The organism is Spirochaetota bacterium (genome assembly GCA_030154445.1).
Classification (GTDB): domain Bacteria; phylum Spirochaetota; class Brevinematia; order Brevinematales; family Brevinemataceae; genus Brevinema_A.
In genome coordinates this window covers 72,614-94,592 of record JAGUQW010000012.1, presented here as the reverse complement: position 1 = coordinate 94,592, position 21,979 = coordinate 72,614, and the positions used below count along the sequence as shown (strand labels likewise).

24 protein-coding genes are annotated in these 21,979 nt (G+C 27.3%); 11 read left to right on the top strand and 13 right to left on the bottom strand.

Annotation, left to right across the window (positions count from 1 at the left end; translation table 11 throughout):
• From infB to KFW21_06265, 3 genes are all read left to right on the top strand, one after another.
• Positions 1 to 2,140: translation initiation factor IF-2 (gene infB / locus KFW21_06275; protein MDK2819035.1), on the top strand; the 2,140-nt coding region annotated here is incomplete at its 5' end.
• Positions 2,141 to 2,149: 9 nt separating this feature from the next.
• Positions 2,150 to 2,521: a 30S ribosome-binding factor RbfA gene (gene rbfA, locus KFW21_06270; GenBank protein ID MDK2819034.1), complete on the top strand. Its 372-nt coding sequence runs from the start codon at positions 2,150 to 2,152 to the stop codon at positions 2,519 to 2,521.
• A gap of 16 nt (positions 2,522 to 2,537) precedes the next feature.
• Positions 2,538 to 3,524 carry a bifunctional oligoribonuclease/PAP phosphatase NrnA gene (locus KFW21_06265; protein MDK2819033.1) on the top strand — a complete coding sequence of 329 codons (987 nt, stop codon included), beginning with the start codon at positions 2,538 to 2,540 and terminating at the stop codon, positions 3,522 to 3,524.
• 19 nt (positions 3,525 to 3,543) lie between these two features.
• Here the strand turns inward: KFW21_06265 and KFW21_06260 are convergent, their stop codons facing one another.
• A complete protein-coding gene (locus KFW21_06260) occupies positions 3,544 to 4,629 on the bottom strand; it encodes a GHKL domain-containing protein (GenBank protein ID MDK2819032.1) in 1,086 nt (361 codons plus the stop codon).
• An 89-nt stretch (positions 4,630 to 4,718) separates the two neighbouring features.
• On the opposite strand from KFW21_06260, the gene KFW21_06255 reads away from it, so the two are divergent.
• On the top strand, positions 4,719 to 5,486 hold the full coding sequence (locus tag KFW21_06255) for a hypothetical protein (GenBank protein MDK2819031.1): 768 nt from the start codon (positions 4,719 to 4,721) through the stop codon (positions 5,484 to 5,486).
• Here KFW21_06255 and KFW21_06250 read toward each other — a convergent pair.
• Entirely contained in the window at positions 5,483 to 5,893 is a 411-nt protein-coding gene (locus KFW21_06250; protein MDK2819030.1) for a DUF192 domain-containing protein, read from the bottom strand. The genes KFW21_06255 and KFW21_06250 overlap by 4 nt on opposite strands.
• Positions 5,894 to 6,021: 128 nt before the next feature.
• On the opposite strand from KFW21_06250, the gene clpP reads away from it, so the two are divergent.
• Both clpP and clpX read left to right on the top strand, forming a co-directional pair.
• Positions 6,022 to 6,606 (top strand): ATP-dependent Clp endopeptidase proteolytic subunit ClpP, encoded by a 585-nt coding sequence (gene clpP / locus KFW21_06245; protein ID MDK2819029.1) that lies wholly within the window; start codon positions 6,022 to 6,024, stop codon positions 6,604 to 6,606.
• Positions 6,607 to 6,616: 10 nt separating this feature from the next.
• The gene (gene clpX / locus KFW21_06240; GenBank protein ID MDK2819028.1) at positions 6,617 to 7,873 is read left to right on the top strand and encodes an ATP-dependent Clp protease ATP-binding subunit ClpX; all 1,257 of its coding nucleotides are present in this window, start codon (positions 6,617 to 6,619) and stop codon (positions 7,871 to 7,873) included.
• A gap of 44 nt (positions 7,874 to 7,917) precedes the next feature.
• Here the strand turns inward: clpX and KFW21_06235 are convergent, their stop codons facing one another.
• The 10 genes from KFW21_06235 to KFW21_06190 all read right to left on the bottom strand — a co-directional run bounded on the left by KFW21_06235 (position 7,918) and on the right by KFW21_06190 (position 15,729).
• Positions 7,918 to 8,262 (bottom strand): hypothetical protein, encoded by a 345-nt coding sequence (locus KFW21_06235; protein ID MDK2819027.1) that lies wholly within the window; start codon positions 8,260 to 8,262, stop codon positions 7,918 to 7,920.
• A gap of 149 nt (positions 8,263 to 8,411) precedes the next feature.
• On the bottom strand, positions 8,412 to 10,283 hold the full coding sequence (locus KFW21_06230; GenBank protein MDK2819026.1) for a hypothetical protein: 1,872 nt from the start codon (positions 10,281 to 10,283) through the stop codon (positions 8,412 to 8,414).
• 41 nt (positions 10,284 to 10,324) lie between these two features.
• Entirely contained in the window at positions 10,325 to 10,798 is a 474-nt protein-coding gene (locus KFW21_06225; GenBank protein MDK2819025.1) for a hypothetical protein, read from the bottom strand.
• Positions 10,799 to 10,952: 154 nt separating this feature from the next.
• A complete protein-coding gene (gene scpB, locus KFW21_06220) occupies positions 10,953 to 11,567 on the bottom strand; it encodes an SMC-Scp complex subunit ScpB (protein ID MDK2819024.1) in 615 nt (204 codons plus the stop codon).
• Between the two features lie 10 nt (positions 11,568 to 11,577).
• Positions 11,578 to 12,306, bottom strand: coding sequence for a segregation/condensation protein A (locus KFW21_06215; GenBank protein ID MDK2819023.1), 729 nt, complete (start codon positions 12,304 to 12,306; stop codon positions 11,578 to 11,580).
• A gap of 12 nt (positions 12,307 to 12,318) precedes the next feature.
• The gene (locus tag KFW21_06210) at positions 12,319 to 13,053 is read right to left on the bottom strand and encodes a 1-acyl-sn-glycerol-3-phosphate acyltransferase (protein MDK2819022.1); all 735 of its coding nucleotides are present in this window, start codon (positions 13,051 to 13,053) and stop codon (positions 12,319 to 12,321) included.
• A 76-nt stretch (positions 13,054 to 13,129) separates the two neighbouring features.
• On the bottom strand, positions 13,130 to 14,317 hold the full coding sequence (locus tag KFW21_06205; GenBank protein ID MDK2819021.1) for a hypothetical protein: 1,188 nt from the start codon (positions 14,315 to 14,317) through the stop codon (positions 13,130 to 13,132).
• Positions 14,318 to 14,399: 82 nt separating this feature from the next.
• Positions 14,400 to 14,594 carry a hypothetical protein gene (locus tag KFW21_06200; protein MDK2819020.1) on the bottom strand — a complete coding sequence of 65 codons (195 nt, stop codon included), beginning with the start codon at positions 14,592 to 14,594 and terminating at the stop codon, positions 14,400 to 14,402.
• A complete protein-coding gene (gene miaA / locus KFW21_06195) occupies positions 14,594 to 15,481 on the bottom strand; it encodes a tRNA (adenosine(37)-N6)-dimethylallyltransferase MiaA (protein ID MDK2819019.1) in 888 nt (295 codons plus the stop codon). Before miaA ends, KFW21_06200 begins: the two co-directional genes overlap by 1 nt.
• Positions 15,482 to 15,498: 17 nt before the next feature.
• Positions 15,499 to 15,729 (bottom strand): DNA-directed RNA polymerase subunit omega, encoded by a 231-nt coding sequence (locus KFW21_06190; protein ID MDK2819018.1) that lies wholly within the window; start codon positions 15,727 to 15,729, stop codon positions 15,499 to 15,501.
• 191 nt (positions 15,730 to 15,920) lie between these two features.
• Between KFW21_06190 and KFW21_06185 the strand changes: the two genes are divergently transcribed.
• Both KFW21_06185 and KFW21_06180 read left to right on the top strand, forming a co-directional pair.
• Positions 15,921 to 16,919, top strand: coding sequence for an NAD(P)-dependent glycerol-3-phosphate dehydrogenase (locus tag KFW21_06185; GenBank protein MDK2819017.1), 999 nt, complete (start codon positions 15,921 to 15,923; stop codon positions 16,917 to 16,919).
• Positions 16,920 to 17,018: 99 nt separating this feature from the next.
• Complete coding sequence (locus KFW21_06180; GenBank protein MDK2819016.1) at positions 17,019 to 17,429, top strand: RecX family transcriptional regulator; 411 nt, start codon at positions 17,019 to 17,021, stop codon at positions 17,427 to 17,429.
• A 33-nt stretch (positions 17,430 to 17,462) separates the two neighbouring features.
• On the opposite strand, the gene KFW21_06175 is transcribed toward KFW21_06180, so the two are convergent.
• Positions 17,463 to 18,104, bottom strand: a complete 642-nt coding sequence (locus KFW21_06175) for a hypothetical protein (GenBank protein ID MDK2819015.1) — start codon at positions 18,102 to 18,104, stop codon at positions 17,463 to 17,465.
• Positions 18,105 to 18,261: 157 nt separating this feature from the next.
• Here KFW21_06175 and KFW21_06170 point away from each other — a divergent pair, with 157 nt between their 5' ends.
• The 3 genes from KFW21_06170 (at position 18,262) to KFW21_06160 (ending at position 21,977) form a co-directional block, all read left to right on the top strand.
• Positions 18,262 to 20,754 (top strand): PBP1A family penicillin-binding protein, encoded by a 2,493-nt coding sequence (locus KFW21_06170; GenBank protein MDK2819014.1) that lies wholly within the window; start codon positions 18,262 to 18,264, stop codon positions 20,752 to 20,754.
• A 2-nt stretch (positions 20,755 to 20,756) separates the two neighbouring features.
• Positions 20,757 to 21,626 (top strand): patatin-like phospholipase family protein, encoded by an 870-nt coding sequence (locus KFW21_06165; protein ID MDK2819013.1) that lies wholly within the window; start codon positions 20,757 to 20,759, stop codon positions 21,624 to 21,626.
• A 72-nt stretch (positions 21,627 to 21,698) separates the two neighbouring features.
• Positions 21,699 to 21,977 (top strand): hypothetical protein, encoded by a 279-nt coding sequence (locus tag KFW21_06160; GenBank protein MDK2819012.1) that lies wholly within the window; start codon positions 21,699 to 21,701, stop codon positions 21,975 to 21,977.
• The last annotated feature ends 2 nt before the right edge of the window (positions 21,978 to 21,979 follow it).

Sequence of the window (21,979 nt, the reverse complement as noted above, 5' to 3'; positions counted from 1 at the left end):
TGGTGGACAGGGTGGCTACAATAGACCTAATTCTGGTGGACAGGGTGGCTACAATAGACCTAATTCTGGTGGACAGGGTGGCTACAATAGACCTAATTCTGGTGGACAGGGTGGCTACAATAGACCTAATTCTGGTGGACAAGGTGGCGTAACAACAACTTCATCAACATCTCAACAAGGTAATGGTAAAACTACAAGTCATCGTCGTGAGGCTATTCATAAAGATAAAAAAGTTTTTCAAAAAAACAACAGACGTCATCAAGAAGAAATTGCACTAAATAAACTTCAAATCGCTGGTAAAAAGAAAAGAGGTGAAGCTGTAATTCCTGAAGAAATAGAAATTGGGCCAATTATTAAACTTTCTGATTTAGCACATAAAATGAATCTTAAGGCAGCTGAACTTATCTCAACACTATTTAAACTAGGACAACAAGCTACAATTAATGAAGATTTAGATGCTGATACAGCTACTCTACTCGCTGATGAATTTAATTGTCGTGTAGTAATTAAAGATGAACATGAAGAAGTTCAAATTAAAATTGAAGAAGATAAAATTGAAGATTTATCTCCTAGACCTCCTATTGTTACTATTATGGGACATGTTGATCATGGTAAAACAAGGCTTCTTGATACTATTAGAAAAACTAATGTTATTGCACATGAATCTGGTGGAATTACTCAGCATATTGGAGCTTATTCTGTCAAAGTACCACAAGGAAATACTATTACTTTTCTTGATACACCGGGACATGCTGCTTTTACAGCTATGAGAGCTAGAGGTGCATTAATTACAGATATTGTCATTCTTGTTGTTTCTGCAGAAGAAGGTCCAAAACCTCAAACATTAGAAGCTTTAAGTCATGCTAGAATAGCAAAAGTTCCTATAATTGTAGCTGTAAATAAAATTGATTTACCAAATGCAAATCCTGAAAAAATTCAACAAATGTTATCTGAATATGGATTATTATCAGAAGCTTGGGGTGGAGATACTATGTATATGCCAGTATCAGCTATGACAGGACAAGGTATTCCAGAATTATTAGATGCTGTATTATTACAAGCTGAAGTTATGGAATTGACCGCTAATCCAAATAGAACTGGTACAGGTTTTGTTATTGAATCTAAAATGGATGTTGGGCGTGGTGCAATTGCTACTGTTATCATTAAAAATGGTATTGCTAAAGTTGGTGATTCCTATGTATCTGGAACAACTTTTGGCAAAATCAGAGCATTATTTAATGATAAAGGTGGAAAAGAAATTTCTGCAGGTCCATCTATGCCTATTGAAATTATGGGATTTGATAGTCTTCCAGAAGCAGGAGATGATTTTCATATTATGTTATCTGAAGATGAGGCTCGAACATTAGCAAATAAAAGAGCTATCTTAAAAAGAAATGAAGATATTATCCGTCAAAAGAAGTATTCTATGTCAAATGCTATGGAAAGACTTCAAAATCCTAATCTTAAAGAATACAAAGTTATTGTTAAAGCTGATGTAAATGGTTCTTTAGAAGCTATTTTGTACACTCTTTCTAAACTTAAAAATACAGAAGTTAAAGTAAATGTTGTTCATTCTGGTATAGGAACAGTTAGTGAAAATGATATTATGTTAGCACAAACTCTAGCTGACTCTGCTGCTAATGCAGCTGCTATTTTAGCATTTCGTGTTCGCGTAGACTCTATTGCTAAAACCAGAGCCGATAATGCTGAAATTCCTATTCGTCGTTATAATGTAATTTATGATCTTGTAGAACATGTACATAGTGTTATTGAAGGAATGTTAGATCCAGCTGTATCTGAAACTAAAATTGGTGAAGCTGAAATTAAAGAAATTATTAAAATTACTAATGTTGGTAAAGTAGCTGGATCTATGATTACAGAAGGTTTCTTACGTAAAGGTAATGTTGTTAGAATATTCAGAGAAGGTGCACAAATTTGGTCAGGATCTTTTAAAAGCTTACGTCGTTTTAAAGATGAAGTGAATGAAGTTCAAACAGGATTTGAATGTGGTATTACTTTTATTAATTATGATGATTTCAAAGTTGGTGATATTATTGAAACTTATAATGTAGAAACATCTAATCGTAAATTAGAATTAATAGAAGAAGAAGTAAAAGATATTAAAAATGATATTAAATAAGGTTTGTAAATGATAAAAAAGACCTTCCATACTGATAATTCAAATCGCCGTATTATACGTTATGAAAAAAATATGCAACGTGAAATTGGCGATATTATCATGAAAAATATTAAAGATCCTGGTATAAATGCACTCACGAGTGTTTTAAGTGTTAAAATGTCTAAAGATTATGAAATAGCATATGTTAAAATACGTATTTTTGGATCTGATAAAAAAGATATTGTGAAAACATTAGATGCACTTCGACGATCTGCTGGTTATATTTCATCTATTGCTGGTTCTAATTTAGGACTACGCCGTTGTCCTGAAATAAGATTCGAACCAGTAAAAGATGAAGAATATTTTACTGTATGGTTAGAAAAACCTATAGATAATAATTAATTCTAAGGAATTGTATATGAGTTCTATAAATCAATTGAATACTTTTTTACAAATACTACAAAATGGACATCATATACGTATTATTTCACATAGAAATCCCGATGGTGATGCTATAGGTAGTATGTTAGCATTTGCTCATATCTGTGAACATTATAAACTAAATTATGATATAATACTTATTGATCCTGTTCCTAAAAATTTATTATTTATAGTTGAAAATATTAATATAAATTATCTAAATTCAACTCAAATTGATGAAATTCAAAATGAACAAACAGATATTATAGCTTTTTTAGATTGTGGACAAAGTGATAGAGCTGGATCACTTTGTGATTATATTTTACCTCATCAAAAAATTATTAATATTGATCATCACATGTCAAATCCTTTATTTGGTGATTTTAATTGTGTATTAGATATTAGTAGTACTTGTGAATTATTATATAATATTATAAAAAAATTAAATATTCCTCTAACTCAAAAAATTGCTACTGCTATCTATGTTGGTATTTTAACAGATACAGGATTGTTTCAATATAATAAAGTTACAGCACAAACACATCAAGTATTAGCACATTTAATGGAGTTTGATATTGATCATTTTAAAATATATCAAAATATTTATCAAACTCATCCTATTTCTTGGATTCCATTATTAAAAAAAGGAATTGAAAATTTAGAATTGTTTGATAATAATACTATAGCTATTATGTCTTTTTCTTATCATGATATTTCAATGGCTAAAGATGGTTTTGATGATACTCATATTCTTTTTCCTATTATGCTTTCTACAAAATCTATCAGAGTATGTGCTATTCTTAAAGAAAAAGAAGATAATATAATTTCTGTATCATTAAGAAGTAAAGATCAAATTAATGTCGCTGAAATTGCTCAAGTTTTTGATGGTGGTGGTCATATTAGAGCTGCAGGCTGTAGATCATCAAAATATTCTTTACAAGAATTTAAAAAAAATATTTATATAGAAATAAAAAAGCATTTATAATATATAAATGCTTTTTTATTTATGATAATAATTTTTTAAATTCTTTTGATATTGGAAGATATAAATCAAACTTAGCACCACCTAACGAACTCTGCCCTATATAAATTTCTCCATTCAATTCTTCTAACATTTTTTTTACTAAAGTTAAACCTAATCCTGTTCCATTTTTTTTAGTTGTAAAATATGGATCAAAAATTTTATATTTTAATTCTATAGATAATCCTATACCAGAATCATCTATAGAAATGATAATATGAGTTTTTGTATTAGATTCTTTTATAGATATTTCTATTTGTTTATATTTTATATTTTCTAATGATTCTATAGAATTTCTTATTAAATCTAAAATAACTTGTTGTAATATATATGGTGAAGTAAAAATTTTAGGAATTGTATCTATTTGAAAAGATAATATAATATTATGTAAAGAAAGTTCAGGTTCTAATAAATTAGCAATTGTATCGATTACATGAGATACTTCTGTGAATTCTAATATCGGTTGAGATTTTCTTGTTATATTCAAAAAATTATCTAATACTTTTAACAATCTATCAGACTCTTTTTTTACAATATTTAAATATGTTATAATTTCAAGAGGAACTGTAAGTTTATTATTATCAATTTTATAATTTAATAGCTGCGTATGAAGATCAATAGCTGAAAGAGGATTTTTAATTTCATGAGAAATACCAGCAGCTAAATTTTCTAATGCTAATAAACTATCTTTTGTTTTTGTTGTCATATTTTCAGTAAAAAATGTAGTTAATTCAGTAATATAAATAATAGTTGAATGATCTATTTCTTTTTTTACAATATTAAAAATCCTATCTTTTTTATAACAATCTTGAATATATTGAACCCCTATCTTATCTAATAAAAAAATTAGATTTGGAATTTCAGATGTCAATTCATTAAACAAATAACTTTTAAAAACAATTTGTTTATCTAGGTATAAACAAATTGCTGTTGGATTTAATTCAATAATATTAAGTAATGAATATTTTTCATGTATTAACTCTTTACTCAATCCAATTAAAGCATCTTTTTGTAATTTTGGAAGTGTCTTTATTGCTTTTTTAAGAAATCGTTCATTTCTGTTTAACATTATTTCCTCTATAATTACTTATAATAAATTCATTTTTTAATTATTATTCCGATAAATAAATGTATATTCTTATACCTAAGAAGGTGATCATGTTAAATAATAAAAAGCTTGAATATGAACAATTTTCACTCAATCAACAACATGAACTTAAAAATATTGAAATAGATATTATAAATTTTACTCAACAATTATTACAAGATGCAAATACTAATCGTTATATTACTATTGTAATAATTACTTATAAAATAAAAATTATAGATAAATTATATCAAAATAATACTTATTATGAATCTCTTTTTAAAAAAAATAATGAAATTATCCTTGATAAAATTCGTAGATTATTTAATGAAATTACTTTTTTATTAAAAGAACATTTTATTGTTAATCTTGCACCAGAATTGTCTAAACCCGCATCTTATTTAAAAGACTTACAAGAATTAACAAATTATCGTATTTTTAATTTAATTTCAGCTCTTGAAAAATCTTGCTATAATCTAAAAAATTTATATGGTTCAACATCTAAATATATAGCTACAATATCTATTATTTATGGAGATATTTGTGGATTTTCTATTAATAATATAGACTTTCAAAAAGTTTTAATTGTATTAAAAGATTTAAAAAATCCAAATTACAGAATAACCAAAGATCTTTTTGATTGTGTTTTACAAATGGTAACTAAAGCTAGTACAGTTTATATGGACGCTTATGCTATTTCTAATGATAAAGATATATTAAAAAAAAGTATGCAAACAATATCTTTTCTAGAAAATATTTATAGGATTATTAATAATACTGAACTCTTACCTGAACTTAAAAGGAAAAAAGAAACTTGTGAGAGATTACTTTCTAATTAATTTTTAATTTTAGAAATTTCTTTTTCTTTTAATTGCTGTTTTAACAATTTAGAAAATTCTTTCCAATTTTTTGTCACTTGAATTTCTAATTTTGGATTTAACTCAAAAATATATTGTACTTGATCAGATTTTGATATAATTCCATTTTCATCTAAAGGTATAGGGTGATTAATTTCTAAAATATTAAAATTTTTATCTAAATAATACATTGTTAATGGTAAATAAGTATTTTTCATCCAAAAAGAAACTTGTCTTGGAGTTTTATTAATAAATAGCATTCCTTGAGATTTTTCAGTCCATTCTTTTCTATACATTAATCCCGTAGCTTGTTCTATAGGAGTAATAGCCAATTCAATATTATATGCTTGTCCTAAGAATATAAACATTATAATAAATGCTGTTTTCATATTATAACTCCTAGTAAATAACAATTACTATATAATTTTATCATGAATCATATAAAATATCAAGAATTAAAAGATTACATATACAATATAATGGAGGAAATATGTCTCAATTTTTAGAATCCAAAAATATGCTAGTACCTATGGTTATTGAACAAACAGGCAGGGGTGAACGCTCTTATGATATATATTCTAGATTACTTAAAGAGCGTATTATTATGCTGAATGGAGCTTTCGAAGATCAAATGTCAAATTTAATTGTATCTCAACTCTTATTTTTAGCTGCAGAAGATCCTGAAAAAGATATTGAATTATATATTAATTCACCTGGTGGCGTTATTACTTCTGGAATGGCTATTTATGATACTATGCAATTTATTAAACCCGATGTTGTTACAATTTGTATAGGACAAGCTGCATCTATGGGAGCATTTATTCTATCTTCTGGAGCACCTGGAAAAAGAAAATCTTTACCAAATTCTCGTATTATGATTCATCAACCTAGCGGTGGAGCTCAAGGAATGGCTTCTGATATCGAGATACAAGCTCAAGAAATATTACGTATGCGTTCAATGTTAAATATTATTATGGCTAAAAATACTGGAAAATCAATTAAAACATTAGAAAAAGATATGGATAGAGATAATTTTATGTCCGCTCATGAGGCGTGTCAATATGGATTAATCGATACTATTATTGAATCAACATCAAAATAAAGAGAAAATTATGGCTAAAAAAACAAACGATATTAATATTTCTTGTAATGTGTGCGGATTACATAGTGATGAAACATTACTATATAAAGATTCTACTACAAATACTTACATCTGTCAAAACTGTTTATCTCGTGCTAATGAATTTGCACAAGATAAAACTTTTAATATTAAAGAACAATTTGAATCTTTACCTAAACCAAATCAAATTAAACATCTTTTAGATCAATATATCATTGGGCAAGATCATACTAAAAAAGTTCTATCTGTTTCTGTATATAATCATTATAAAAGAATATTTAGTTTAGATCTTTCACAAGATAATATAGAAATTGATAAAAGCAATGTTCTTCTTATTGGTCCTACTGGATCTGGTAAAACATTATTTGCAAAAACTATTGCAAAATTATTAGATGTACCTTTTGCAATAGCTGATGCAACAACCTTAACAGAGGCTGGATATGTTGGTGATGATGTAGAAAATGTATTATTGCGTCTTTTACAAAATACAGCAGGTCATAATATAGATGATATCCATAATTGGGATCCTATTGTTGAAAAAGCTCAGTATGGAATTATATATATTGATGAAATTGATAAAATTGCTCGAAAAGGTGAAAATATTTCTATCACTAGAGATGTTTCTGGAGAGGGTGTACAACAAGCACTTTTAAAAATGATTGAAGGTACAGTTGTTGGAGTACCTCCACAAGGTGGAAGAAAACACCCCAATCAATCAAAAATCATGATAGATACAACAAATATTCTTTTTATTTTAGGTGGAGCATTTGTTGGTATTGAAGATATCATCAAACAACGCACAGGTAAAAATTCTATAGGTTTTAAAAATATTGAAAATTCTAATAAAGATAATGATCAATTATTATCTTTATTAGAACCTCATGATATCATCAAATTTGGACTTATTCCTGAATTCATAGGCCGTGTCCCTGTAATCACTATACTAAAAGAATTAGATGAAGAAGCCTTATTAAAAATATTAGTAGAACCAAAAAATTCTATTATTAAACAATATACTAAATTATTATCTTACGATAACATTGAATTAGTATTTACAAATAGTGCATTAAAAGAAATAGTAAAAAAAGCAAAAAAAAGAGAAAGTGGTGCTAGAGGTTTGAGAGCAATATTAGAAGAATTAATGCTTGATATTATGTTTGATGCACCTTCTATTGCTCCTGCTAAAATAACTATTACTGATAAAGTTGTATTATCCCAAGAATTAGTAAAAATAGAGACATTAAAATAGATATAAAAAAAAGAGGTCTAAGACCTCTTTTTTTTATATCTATTTTAATTATTATGATCGTATTGTGATAATATAATTGAAGGAACAGAAGATCGTATTAAATATCTATCCTTAAATCCTTCTGGCATTTCAACATAGATAGAACCTTGAACAAGATTATTTGCAGTATATCTTTGATCATTAAATTCAAATACAAGTTTACTAGAATTTTCTTCAATTATTTTAATATTTTTAAATTCTGTAGTTGCAATACCTCTTATTTTATATAAGATTTCATAATATACATACTGATTTAATCTAAAAGGTGTTAGTTTAAGTATAACAGAATGTGTTGGAATTACAGTTGCTATAAATATTACCAATAAAATTAATAATTTATTTTTAATCATTTATTATATCTCCATTAATATTATTATATCTTTATTATATTAAATTATCGGTTAATACAATAGAAACTAAATTTTTTGAAGCACAAAATTGAATAAAAAAATGTTTCTATTATAAATAGAAACATTTTTAATAGAAAGGATAATTTTTATTAAAATAATTCACAAGCTCCACCAGCACAAGCTACTTCACCTTTTAGATCTGTGTTGTCTTGAAATTCTTGTATTTCATCTAGATTTATTATACTACCTTGAGAATAAGCAATTTTTACTTGTTCTACAAATTCATTATAATCTTTTTCTGTACAATTTTCAAATGGTAGTTGAGGATAAGATCCTCCATTATAAGGAAGCATAGAAATACCATTATAACTGTTACGATTATTCCACATCCATTCTCCAACTATTCCCCAATCCTCATCATTAATAGAACAAGTTGCAGATACATTATTAGTATTTGTACCTTCTCTATGACCAGGTTTGATCCAAGAGTTATGTAAGTATTTTACACGCTCTAAAAAATCTAAGGAACTTTCATCTCTAAAAATAGCATTAGATGGTGAATTAATAGCTACTTTAATAATAGCTTCAGATGGATTCATTACATCATCTTCTAATAAATATGGAGCTCTGATAGAAAGGTAATCATAAATAGTTTCAAATTTCCCTATTCTCATTCTTCTCCAATAGTAAGGAGCATGTCTAGCATGAACACCCGAACTTGTCTTCAGTACAACAGATGAATTACCACTTGGTTTTACTGTAGTTGATCGAACAGAATGATTAATATTAAGAATATCTGCCACACGAGTATTTTCTTGTAATACAGTATTCGCAGCATCTTGTAAATTATAATTTAAAACAGAGCCATCAGCAATACCTGTTAACGATACCCCGATTTGAGCATCTTTTTCAGCTTGACGCTTCCAATCGTCTCTTAAATAATGAAAATCTGTATAACCCGCTTGTAAAGTACCAATAAGAGATCCTGCTTTAACTCTTTCATTAAGATCAAATTGAGAAGTGACACTTCCTGCATTAACTTCAATTAAATTACAAAAACCAAAATTTGATAAAGATATTTCTGCACATGGATTTGTACCCATTTCTAAATCATCAGTAAAAAATATTCCAGGTTCACCACTACCACTATTTTGAACAATTGTCCATAAATCCATAAATTCTTCTTTAGATGTTGTTTTACGATCTAAAATTACAGAATTATTAGCCCTTGCTCGTTGGATATTTTTTTCCCACCAATTTCCTGTTTTACATTCAAGCATTTCTATATCATCTTTTGAGAATAAAGAAATTGTTGCCGATCTTCTTATACCACCAGCTAAAACTGCATCTGCAAGAAAACAAATGATATCATGAACTTCCAATGGAGTTAGTTTTGAACCTTGTTTTTTGGTAGCAAAAACTTTATCTATATTTTCTAAACAAACTTTTAATGGTTCTGCACCAGGTGCTTTACCACCACTTGTTTTAAGAATACTACCTTTTTGTCTAATATCCCTATAATCAAAATGAGGATATGTCTCTGATAAACCTAAATAAGATTTAACTAATTTATTAATTGCTTCTGCCCAACCTTCTATACTATCTCCAATCATATAACGAATATTTCGAGAAGCTTTTTTAATAGTAGGTAATTGAGATACATGCTGTCGTTGAACAGAAAATCCAACACCAGTTCCAGAAAGTAATAAAAACATAATTTCAGAAAATACTTTATGTGATGTAACAGCCACATAAGAACAATTATATAATCGAGCAGGATTTAAATCAATTGGTCTACCAGCAAATTGTAAACTACGCATAGATGGTAATACTTTTTTATCCAATACAAAAGAAAATGCTTTAACAATATCATCTGTCATTTGTGGGTATTTTTCTATATGCATAGTCATAACTCTATCACAAATTTCATACCATGTTTCTCTTCTATTTTCTGATTCAATATAACGTGAATATTTATTATAAATGTTTATTTGACTTAATAAATCTTGCGTATCAAACATGGTAATTTACTCCTCTTAAATAAATAAAAATTAATAATATTTTAGTTGATTTGATGGCCTATACCTATTTCTTTTATAGACTGAATAATTTCTCTACTATCGGTATCTTTTCTATAGGTTACTTCTTTTATATAAGAAACACTAGGATTGACACTATTATCTATAAGAGTAAATAATAAATTATTTTTATTTGTTTGAATACCTGGATAAATATATAAAGAATAAGATCCCGATACTGTTAAAAAATTATATGTATTCGTTAAAGAAAATTCAGGAGCAATTTGAGCTATTCTATTAGAATCTTTATTTAAAAGTGCTTTATAATAATTACTAAGTAATTGATATTTTTTCTCAACAGATAAATAATTTAAATAAATTTTTATTTTTTTAAAACTAAAATAAGATCCAAAAATTAATATAACCATACTAAAGATAACAACACAAAAAATTATATATTTTTTTTTGATTTGTTGCTTTGAAAATTCATCCATTACAGGAGGTCTAAAATTTTCCATCTCCCCCCCTTTTATAATATTTTTATTATTAATCCTAACAATATTTAGAATAAAATGCAAATATTATTATATATATATTATTTCTTTATATTAGAACGATTTAACAAAATATATATATTTTATTTCTTTATATAATATACAAATAAAATAAAAATTATTCTTCAAATAATTCTTCAGGATTTTCATCAAATTCATTATCAACAGAATTCATAATATCTGATAATTCTGATAACTCTAGACTTTCAGGTGATGGTAAATCACTTAAATTTTTTAATCTAAAAATTTCTAAAAATTTTTTACTAGTACCATATAAAATATTATCCAATAAGCTATCTGTTCCTACAATATCAATTAACTTATGACCCAATAAAGTATTTAACGATCTAGAACTATTAACACCTCTAATTTTGTCTATATCTTCTTTAGCAACAGGTTGCTTATAGGCAATAATCGCCAAAATCTCCATTGATGTCTGAGAAAGTTTATTTTCTTCTTTTGAACCAAAAATTTCTCGTAATTCATCTTTATACAAAGGATTTGTCATCAATTGATATCCATTAGCTACTGAAATAATAGTAAATCCAGAGTTTTTATCCAAATACATATTATTTAATTCTATAATTAAAAGATCTAAAGAATCTTTAGAACAATCTAACCATGCACATATTTTTTCTATTTCTATTGGTTTTCCTGTAACAAATAATATTGATTCTAATAAACCTTTTAATTGCTCTCGAGAATAAGTTTTGTTAATAAATAATGAATTCATCGTACCTCTATTATGGAGAATCTTTTCTAATTATCTGAAAATCTTCAAACAAATGATTTTGAACAATATATGTTTTTTGATGATAAGTCATATCTGCAAGTCCCAAAAATGTTGCTATTTTATCAGGTTTTTGATTTTCACCAACCATTATTTCACTAAATTTCATTTGAGATTGGGTTAATAATAATTTAGACAATCGTTCTACTTTTTGCTCTACAGAGACAAAGCGTTTTTTAATAGGAATAGCTTTTCTAATAAAAGCACCTCTATACCTTATAATAACTCTAAATAGATCACCTATTGTTAATTCATCTATTTCTTTCTTTTCTCTTACTCCTGTTAAGGACAATGTTCTTCCTCTAGTAAAATAAACAGAACCTTTATCTAAACTATCTTCCATTTTTCGAGCTAATAAACGATAATAACGATATTCTTTTAAACGATTTAATAATTCTTGTTCATCTAAAAGTTCTTCATCTTCATCTATTACTTTAGGCAGTAATCTACGAGTTTTACTATGGATAAGTGTTGCTGCTACTACAAAAAATTCTGAAGCCAAATCAATATTAAAATCTTTCATCGCTTTTAGATAAATTAAATATTGTTCTGTTATTTGTGCTAATGCGATTTCTGTAATATCTAACTTGGCAGAACCTATTAATTCATCTAAAAGATCTAATGGTCCTTCAAAATTTTTAAGTTGTAATTGACAAAGTCCTAAGGAATTATTTAATAACATGAAGAGTTCCTTTTATGCGTAATAATCCTTTTTTATGATTGTTTGTACTTTTTCTAAAATTTCTTTATCAGTCATTGTATGTAGATCTTGATATTTTTGTGGTGGATGTATTGTTACCTTAAGAATAGAACTGGGATCTGTGAGTATTTGTTTTGTAGAAAAAAAGTTGTAAACCCCACTCAATGTCACTGGTAATACATCCATCTGATATTCTTTCATTACTTGAATAAAACCTCTTTTAAAAGCATGTATTTCACCATCTTTTGAGCGAGTACCTTCAGGATACATGATTATATGAGGATTTATACTTTCTCTTAATATTTTAATCTTATCCATTATTTTTTTTTGAGAACCCCGAGCATTAGCCCTAGATATAGGAATACCAACTCCTAAAAGGAACATCACATTAGCAACAGGAATCTTTAATAAAGATTCTTTTAAAATCCATGAAATAGGCTGTTGATTAAACAATAAGGTACATAAAGCTATATCATACATAGACCCATGGTTACTAATAAGAATATATCTTTTGTCCTTATCAATATTTTCTAATCCTTCAATTTCATATGATTGACCTAATAGTTTAAAAATACTTTCTCCCCACTGATGAATCCCCCATCCAACCTTTTTATAATCTTTTAGAAGTAAACAAATAATAATAATTGGGCAATATATAAGACATGTCGTAATAGGCCACAAAATATATGTAACAAATCCTTGTTTGATTTGAATGAGTATTCTTAACATATTGAATATCCTTAAATTGGTATAATTTTTTATTGTACAATATTTCATTTATTTTGTAAATATAAAATAAAAATTTTTATATATTTTTACGATTTTTTTTCATTAATTTATTATAAAAAATTTTTCTATAAGTACAAAAGTCTAAATTTTTTCTATTCATTTTTATTTGAGCAACATCAATCCATTTATCACTAATCCAAAGTTCTTGATTCCATGAAAAAGCTTTGATAAATTTAGGCAACTGTTGATAAGGTTTATTTAAACTTGCACCTAATCCAATAATTGTTGCTGGAGATAATATTGTACCAACACCTGTAGATACCCAATCTCCAAAAATGGTTCCACACCCTACCATCTTAGTTGGAAATTTTCTACCATCAACATCAAAATCAAGAAAACTATAAGTATATTTTAATGTAGCACATTCTGTCCCCGCACCTAAATTTACCCAAGAACCAATGTGGCTTAACGCTATGCAACCATCATGAGACTTATTGGAATAAGGACAAACAGTTGTTAAAGATACTTCTCCTGCAATTTTACAATAATCACCTATAGCAGTATTAGGTCTTATAAAAGCTTTTGTTATAAGACATTCTTTTCCTATAAAAACAGGACCTTCAATTAAGGTGAAAGCTGTTACTTTAGTATTAGCCCCTATAACAATTTTCCCTTTCTCTGTATCAAAATCAACTGGTACTCTAATATTAGAACTAGGATGAATAAAGACATTTTCTTGAATTTGTTCTAACTCAGGATTATCATTTATGTACAGATCGATATCCAACTTCATAACTTGCTGTATATTTACAACAAGATCTTCGTAAGAGCGTATACTAATTGTTTTTACTTGTATAGATTTGTAGTATTTTTTAAGAGATTTTTCACTATATAACAACTCTTGAATATGCGTAGTAATATTTTTAATGCGAATTGCTACCCAAGTTCCATCTTCTGACATTAAAAAAGTTTCTTCTGTTAAATTTTCTATTAATGTCTTGTCAAAAATAAAAGAACTATTCCAAATGATTGTATTATTTGGAATAATCTGCTCTTGATAAAGATCCTTTTCATAGAGAGCTTGTAAACAAAAATAAAGATCATCTTGAAAGCGAGGACATATAATTTTTACTTGATAACCATGTGCTTTGACTCTATTAATATTATTATAGACGCCTAAGGTAATTTCATGAATGAATTTATTTAAACAAACTTGTTCTATATGTTTCCATATATTTGTTTCAAATAAGATGATTTTTGTCATATTTATTATCCTAAAATATATTATATCATAATTATTTAAATAAATAAAGACCTTTTCATATATTATATGAAAAGGTCTTTATTTATTTTTCTTTTATAATTGTTGAAATAACATCTTGTTGTTTTATTAGACTTTTTTCTAATTCATTAATAATTTCTATTCCTTTGATATATAACTCTTCTTTTTCTTCAAAAGATTGTGAAGAATCTATATTATCTATAATGTTTTCTAATTCTTTTTTTTTTGAATTATACGAAAATTGAGTTTTTTTGGACATTATAATATTCCTTGACTTAATAATATATCAGGATCTAATATATCACTATCTTTAATTAAAGAACGAAATAAGGTTTGTTGTCTTTTTGCAAAATGCCTAGTATCTTGTATTAATATATTTCTCATTTCTTCTAAATTTGTAGAACCTTCAAGATATTTCATAACATTTCTGTAACCTATAGTATTAATTGCAGGAATTTTATTTCCAAAACATTCTATCAAATATTTAACCTCTTCTATTAAACCATTGTCTAACATTACAAAAACTCTTTTTTCTATTCTTTTGTAAATATCTTCTCTGGACATTTTTGGCATAGTAAATACCCAATTCCATGCAGGTTTTATATTATGTTGGTGTAATTTAGAGAATTTAATCTGTGTAACTTTTATAGCTTCTAAAGCTCTTATAATTCTAAGTTGATCAGTAGATGCTATTTTTAAAGCATATTCTGGATCCACTTGCTGTAATTCTTGATACAATATTGAAACATTCTCTTTCAAAGCTCTGTTTTGTAGAAATTCTCTATATTCTTGATCTCTAGAATTCCCTTCAAACATTCCCACATATAAAGATTTTAAATATAATCCTGTCCCACCAACAATAATAGGTAGTTTTCCTCTACTAATAATATCTTCTACAATAGGGATAGCTAGATCTCTCCAATACCCTGCATTACAAATACTAGTAGGCTCTAAAACATCTATCAAATGATGAGGAATTTTTTGTAATTCAATGGATAATGGTTTTGCAGATCCAATATTAAAATATTTATATATTTGTACAGAATCACACGAAACAATTTCACCATTAAATTTTTCAGCTATTTTCATAGCTAAATCTGATTTTCCAGAAGCAGTAGCTCCGATAATAGAAAGTACTTTCATCATATTAAAAAGTAAAACCTCTACTTTTTAGAGGTTTTTCCTTTTTTGTCATCAAAAATATATTCTATATTTCCACTTAAAACTTCTCTCATTGCAAGAAGAGTTAATTTTTCAGTACGATTTCCTGCTACAGTTATCTCAGTGGCATCATTATGCTCTTGTGATAAAGCTCGTGCATACTTGATAGTAGCTACAGTAACTTCATATTTGTTTTCAGATAAAGATAAAATTTCGTCTAATGGTAATGGCATAACTCACCTCTTTTATATTTTTATAATGATAACAAAATAAATCTTAATAAATATTATAGCATTTTTATATAAAAAAAGTCAATCTTTTAACACATATAATATAGAATAAACAAATATCTATTGACTAAAAATAAAAAATAGTTATATAATAATTTATGTAAGTTATATAAATTTATGATCATGGAGGACTTATGTCTTATAATGTTGTTGTTTTAGGTGCTGGCAGTTGGGGAACAGCATTATCAATTGTTCTTTCGCAAAAAAATAATGTTACTCTGTGGAATGTTTCAGCTTCTACTTTAGAAGATATTAAAAATAACAAAGAAAATTCTAAGTACTTACCAGGTATTCCTGTAGAAAATATTACTGTGGAAACAGATCTAAAAACTGCTGTAGAAAATAAAGATATTATTGTTGTGGTTATTCCTAGCAAATTTTGTAAAGAAATTTTTGAAAAACTTGCTTTTTTTACTACAGATAGACAAATTATCGTCAGTGCTACAAAAGGATTAGAATTATCTCCTTTACGAATGATGACTGATTTAATAGAGGAGTGTATCCCTAATAAAAAAGGGGTTGTTGCTCTTAGTGGACCATCACATGCGGAAGAAACTAGTAAAAAAATGTTTACTTGTCTTGTAGCCTCTTCTAAAGATCAAAATATAAATAAAATTGTTCAACAATGTTTTACAACCTCTTGGACAAGAATTTATACTAATGATGATCCTATAGGTGTAGAAATAGGAGCTGCCATTAAAAACATTATTGCCATCGCTGCTGGTATTGTGGTCTCTGCAAAATTAGGAGATAATACACTTGCAGCTCTTGTCACTAGAGGTATTACCGAAATGACTCGCTTTGGAGTCGCTATAGGTGGAAAAAGTGCTACATTTTCAGGATTAACAGGAATTGGCGATTTGATAGTAACTTGCTATTCTCCTCACTCTCGCAATCGTTATGTGGGACAACAAATAGTATTAGGTAAAAAAGTTGATGAAATAGAATCTTCCATGACCCAAATACCAGAAGGTGTTCGAGCAGTAAAACAAATTCATCAATATGCTAAAGAAAATAATATATCAGTTCCTATTATTGACTCTGTATATGCTATATTATATAGTGATTTATCATTAGATGATTGGAAAAAAATGTTAATAGAAAGACCACTCACAAATGAAAATAACTTTTAATATATAATGGCTTATAAAAAATATAAATATAACAATAAAGATAAAATTTATACTATAGATCAATTAAAAAATAAAGTGCTTTATTTTATTAACTATCGAATGCGATCTAGAAAAGAAGTTCTCAATAAACTACAAAAATTAAATACTTTGGCTGAAGATACTAAACTAATCATAAATGAATTGGAAGATTTGGGATTGATCAATGATGAAAAATTTATTGAATTTTTTGTAAGAGAATTTTTTGAAATAAAAAAATTAGGACTATCTAGAGTTAATTTTGAATTACATAAACTCGGATTTGATTCTTTACTCATACAAGATTCTGTGCAACAATACTTACTTCAAGAAGAATATTCTCCAGAAGATGAAGCTTTAAATTTAATAGAACAAAAATATAGATCAACTTTGCCTGAGGATCATAAAATCATTGCTTTTTTAGGACGAAGAGGATTTTCGTATTCTGTAGCAAACAAAGCCTTAACAAATCATAAAAAACAGAAAGATATATAAATATCTTTCTGTTTTTCTGTGATGTATGAATTTTTATTTGATTCCAATTTTTTTCTTTATTTTAGGATTAATTATTATAGGATTATTCGTTTTGAAATTTACTAACTGACTGTAGGTCCAATTTTGAAGTTTTGTTTGTCTTAATTCTTGCTCTGTGTACGATTTTATTTGAGAAGCAGATAATCCAAGTCTCAATAATCGATCAGAATTTTCTGAATAATATTGATTGATTTCTTCTTGTGTAGGAACTATAGATTCAGGATCTTTTAGCATTTGTTTTTCTAACCAAAATTGAGTAGCAGCTTGTCTCAAAAATTCTTGTAATAAAATATCCAGACTTGGACTTTCAATTAATTCTTTGTATGAAGAGGCTAAAATAGCACTTTGATCAAGATATGTTTGAATAAATCTTTCTTTTATTTGTTTTTTTTCATTATTAGATATATCACTTTTTTGAAGATTTTCTTCCAATACTTTGAAACCAACTTCTATACCTTTAGAAGGAAATTTGACTCCATTTATATCTATTAACCAGTTTTCATCTGTACTAGAGTTGAGCCAAGCATCCATATAATTTTGTATTCCAGACTTAGCTTTGTCAATCTCTTGTGTAAAAGAATTTTGAGCTACAAATACAAATATAGTAATTAGTAAACTTTTATTAAAAACATTCATTTCATTAACTCCTATTATATATACATTGAGTATACACAGTATTTTCTAATAAATCAAATATAAATAAAAAACTAATTTTCAATATATTTGATTTATTAGAAAATAAATGTTAAAATATAAAAAAATCTTTATCCTTGAAATAGCATGGAGTGTCTATATGTCATTAAAATTTTGGCAAATCAAACTATTTATCATCTTAGGTTTTATTGCTCTTGGTTCAGGTATTGCATTGACAAAACTTTTTATTTCTTTTAATGATTTAACAGATCTCGAACAATCTGATGAGTATGCTCACTATGCTGTTCCGTCTAAAGTCTTTGATATCAAAGGTAGATTGATTGCTGAATTCTACAAAGAAAAAAGAAACCTAGTCTCTTTTAATGATCTTCCTCAAAATCTTATTAGAGCTATTATAGCAACAGAAGATAGTACTTTTTATGACCATAATGGTATAAATTTTCTAGCTATGCTACAGGGTGTTATTCTAGATCCTCTCCGTGGACGAGGTATTAGAGGTGGTTCAGGTATTACACAACAATTAGCAAAACAAATGTTTACTGATAGTGCAAAATCTGTTCAACGCAAATTAATTGAATTGTGGTATACTTTTCAATTAGAAAAAAAATATTCTAAAGAAGAAATTTTAGAGTTATATTTTAATCTTATTTATTTTGGGCATGGACAACATGGAATACAATCTGCTGCTGATTTTTATTTTCATAAAGCTGCAAAAGATTTGACACTTGGAGAAGCTAGTTTTTTAGCAGGATTACCTCAAGCACCTTCCCGCTATTCTCCTATTATCAATTATAAAAGAGCTCAAGCTAGACATAAAGTAGTATTAGATTCCATGTCTCAAAAAGGTTATATATCCAAAGAATTGGCACAGCAAACTTTTTCAGAATTTTGGCAAAATTATGAAGAAACTTTTATTGCTGTAACAAAAAATATTCGCGGTGAAAATATTGATATCGCTCCTTTCTTTTCTGAATATGTAAGACAACAAGCCTTAAATAAATATGGAGAAGAGCTACTTTATACAGGTGGATTAGAAATACATACAAGCTTAAATCTTGATTTTCAAAAAATTGCTAATGAAGAGCTTGAATTAGCTTTATCAAATGAACAAAGCCTCTACTCTAGTCATTTCAATCGTAATTCTAATAAACTACAAAATGGATATGTTGATATTCTTGATCTTGTAGGATTAACATTGGGTATAGATAGTTTTACTTTTAGTGATTCTCGTATTAAAAAAATTGTGCGAGAAAATATTATCGCAGATCAAGATCTTTTATCACTTACAACTTCTATTTTGGGTATAGATAGTGCTCATAAAGAAATTGAAAAATTATATCAAGTAGATAAACTTATTAATAGAAAAACAGATAATATTGAAGGAGCTTTAATTTCTATAAATCCAACTAATGGTTATATACAGGCTATGATTGGCGGAAAAGAATTTAATGTAGCAAATCAATTCAATAGAGCAACTCAAGCTCAACGACAGATGGGATCAACTTTTAAGGCTATTTTATATGCTATCGCTCTTGATAATAAAATTATTACTCCTTCTGAAATTTTTGTAGACGAAATTATTTCTTATCAATTACCAAATGGTGGTGCATGGACTCCTCGTAATTATAATGGTTCATATTTAGGACCGATGACAGTTCGTAAATCATTACGACTGAGTGTTAACATAGTTACTATAAAAATTTGGGAACGAATGCTGAAACAAATCGGATACGCGCGTATTTTAGATCGATTAAGTCTTTTTTTCAATACTCCTAATACACCTCAATTAAAAAAACGTGTTGCAAATGAAATGGCAACAGCTTTGGGAACTGGAACTATTAGTCCTCTTGAATTAGCCCAAGCTTACAGTGTATTCATTAATAATGGAAAAGCCGTAGAACCTATTAGTATTCTAAAAGTATACGATAGATACGGTAAATTGTTAGATGATTTTCAAGTTGCACATCTTGCAAAAGATCAAGAACAGGTTATTTCAAAAGAAACAGCTCTTATTATGCAGAGTTTACTCAATGATGTTGTAAGAAGAGGGACAGGAACTGGAGCTGCTAATCGTGCCAGTTATAAATATAATGCTATGACAGGAGCTAAATCAGGAACATCCGCTAACTGGACTGATGCATGGTTTGCAGGATTTACAGAAAAAATAACTACTGTTATTTGGGTTGGATTAGATTCATCATCAAAATCTCTTGGACGAGGTAGATCTAGCTCTCTTGTATCGGCTCCTCCATGGTTTCAATATATGAATAAAATTGGAGATTTAGAAAAATTTGGAGATTTACCTATAAAAACAAACAAAGGTTTACTAAGAACAGCTTTTATTTCTCCTTTTACAGGATTGTTAACAACAGCATCTGATAAAGATGGTTATACAGAATTTTTCTTACCAGGAACAGTGCCTCAAAGTTATGGGAATCCTGAAAATATAGCACTAATGCAAGCTCAATTATCTCAACAAAATGAATATATTGTTACAGGAGAATCAATAAATATGGAAGTACAAGAGAATACAGATGTATCTACTTCTGTGGATGTGAATGATCCTTATATTTTAAATGAAAATTTATCTGAAGACTTAGATTTATCTTTTGATTTATCAAGTGGTTTATAATTATGTTAAAAAACATCTTATTGAAAAAAAAAATACAGAAACATGGTCTTGGGTTAGCTCTTGGAGGTGGATCCGTTCGTGGATTTTTTCATATTGGAGTCTTACATGCTTTAGAAGAACTTGATATCAAAATATCTTATATCGCAGGGATTAGTATTGGATCACTTATTGGTGGTTTATATGCTGTTGGTTATAATTCTTCTCAAATATTAGATATTTTAAATAAACAATCTCAATTTAAAAATTTATTAAATATGGCATCACCAACATTTTTTAATAAACAGGGTCTTTTTAGTGGAAAACATATGATTTTAGAAATAAATCAATTAGCTAATTTTACACTCATAGAAAATTTAAAAATACCCTTTTCTTGTAGGGCTGTAGATTTGAGATATTTTAAAGAGGTGATTTTTGATTCTGGAGATCTAGGTAAAGCAATAAAAACTAGTTGCTCTATTCCTGGTATTTTCACTCCTGAAGATAATAAAGAATCTAAATTATTAGTAGACGGTGGAGTACTGGGTTCTGTACCTTTAGCATTGTTACAGTCTAAATTTAGTGGACCAACACTCGCTTCTAATTTAATTGATTATAGTAATATTAATTCTGATAACGCAATCAATCTTAATTCCTCATTTTCAGAAAATATCATACACAAATTTGTACCTTTTTCAGATAATATTTTAAGATCATTTTATTTGATGCAATCTTATATTACTTTATTAGAATATGAAAAATACAATCCTGATATTACTATTGAATTTAAAGAAACTTATTATCCAAGTATAACCAACATATTACAGATTAAAGATCAATTAGTATTAGATGGTTATACTAAAACAAAACATAAAATGCAAGAAATAGGATTTTAATTGTATTTTTATTTGACGAAAAAGTATCCTCTTAGTAGATTTATAATATAATTTACTAAGAGGATACTTTTTATGTCATGTATTTTGAGAAAACAACTTTGGAATAATTTTTATAGTAAAGTTATTGTAGATATTTTAATTGATAGTGAAATAAAATCGCCTACTTTAAAAAAATCTTTTAAAAATCTTCATCAAATAGCACTGTACACTTCGGTATTAGAAGATTTAAAAATATTTTTTGAGTCCGCATCTATTGATTATTTATTAGAGTACACTTCTACCATTATAGAAGAAACTTACTCAAAAGAAGAAGCTGATAAAGTTATTGATTCTATTTTAACATCAGTTTAGTA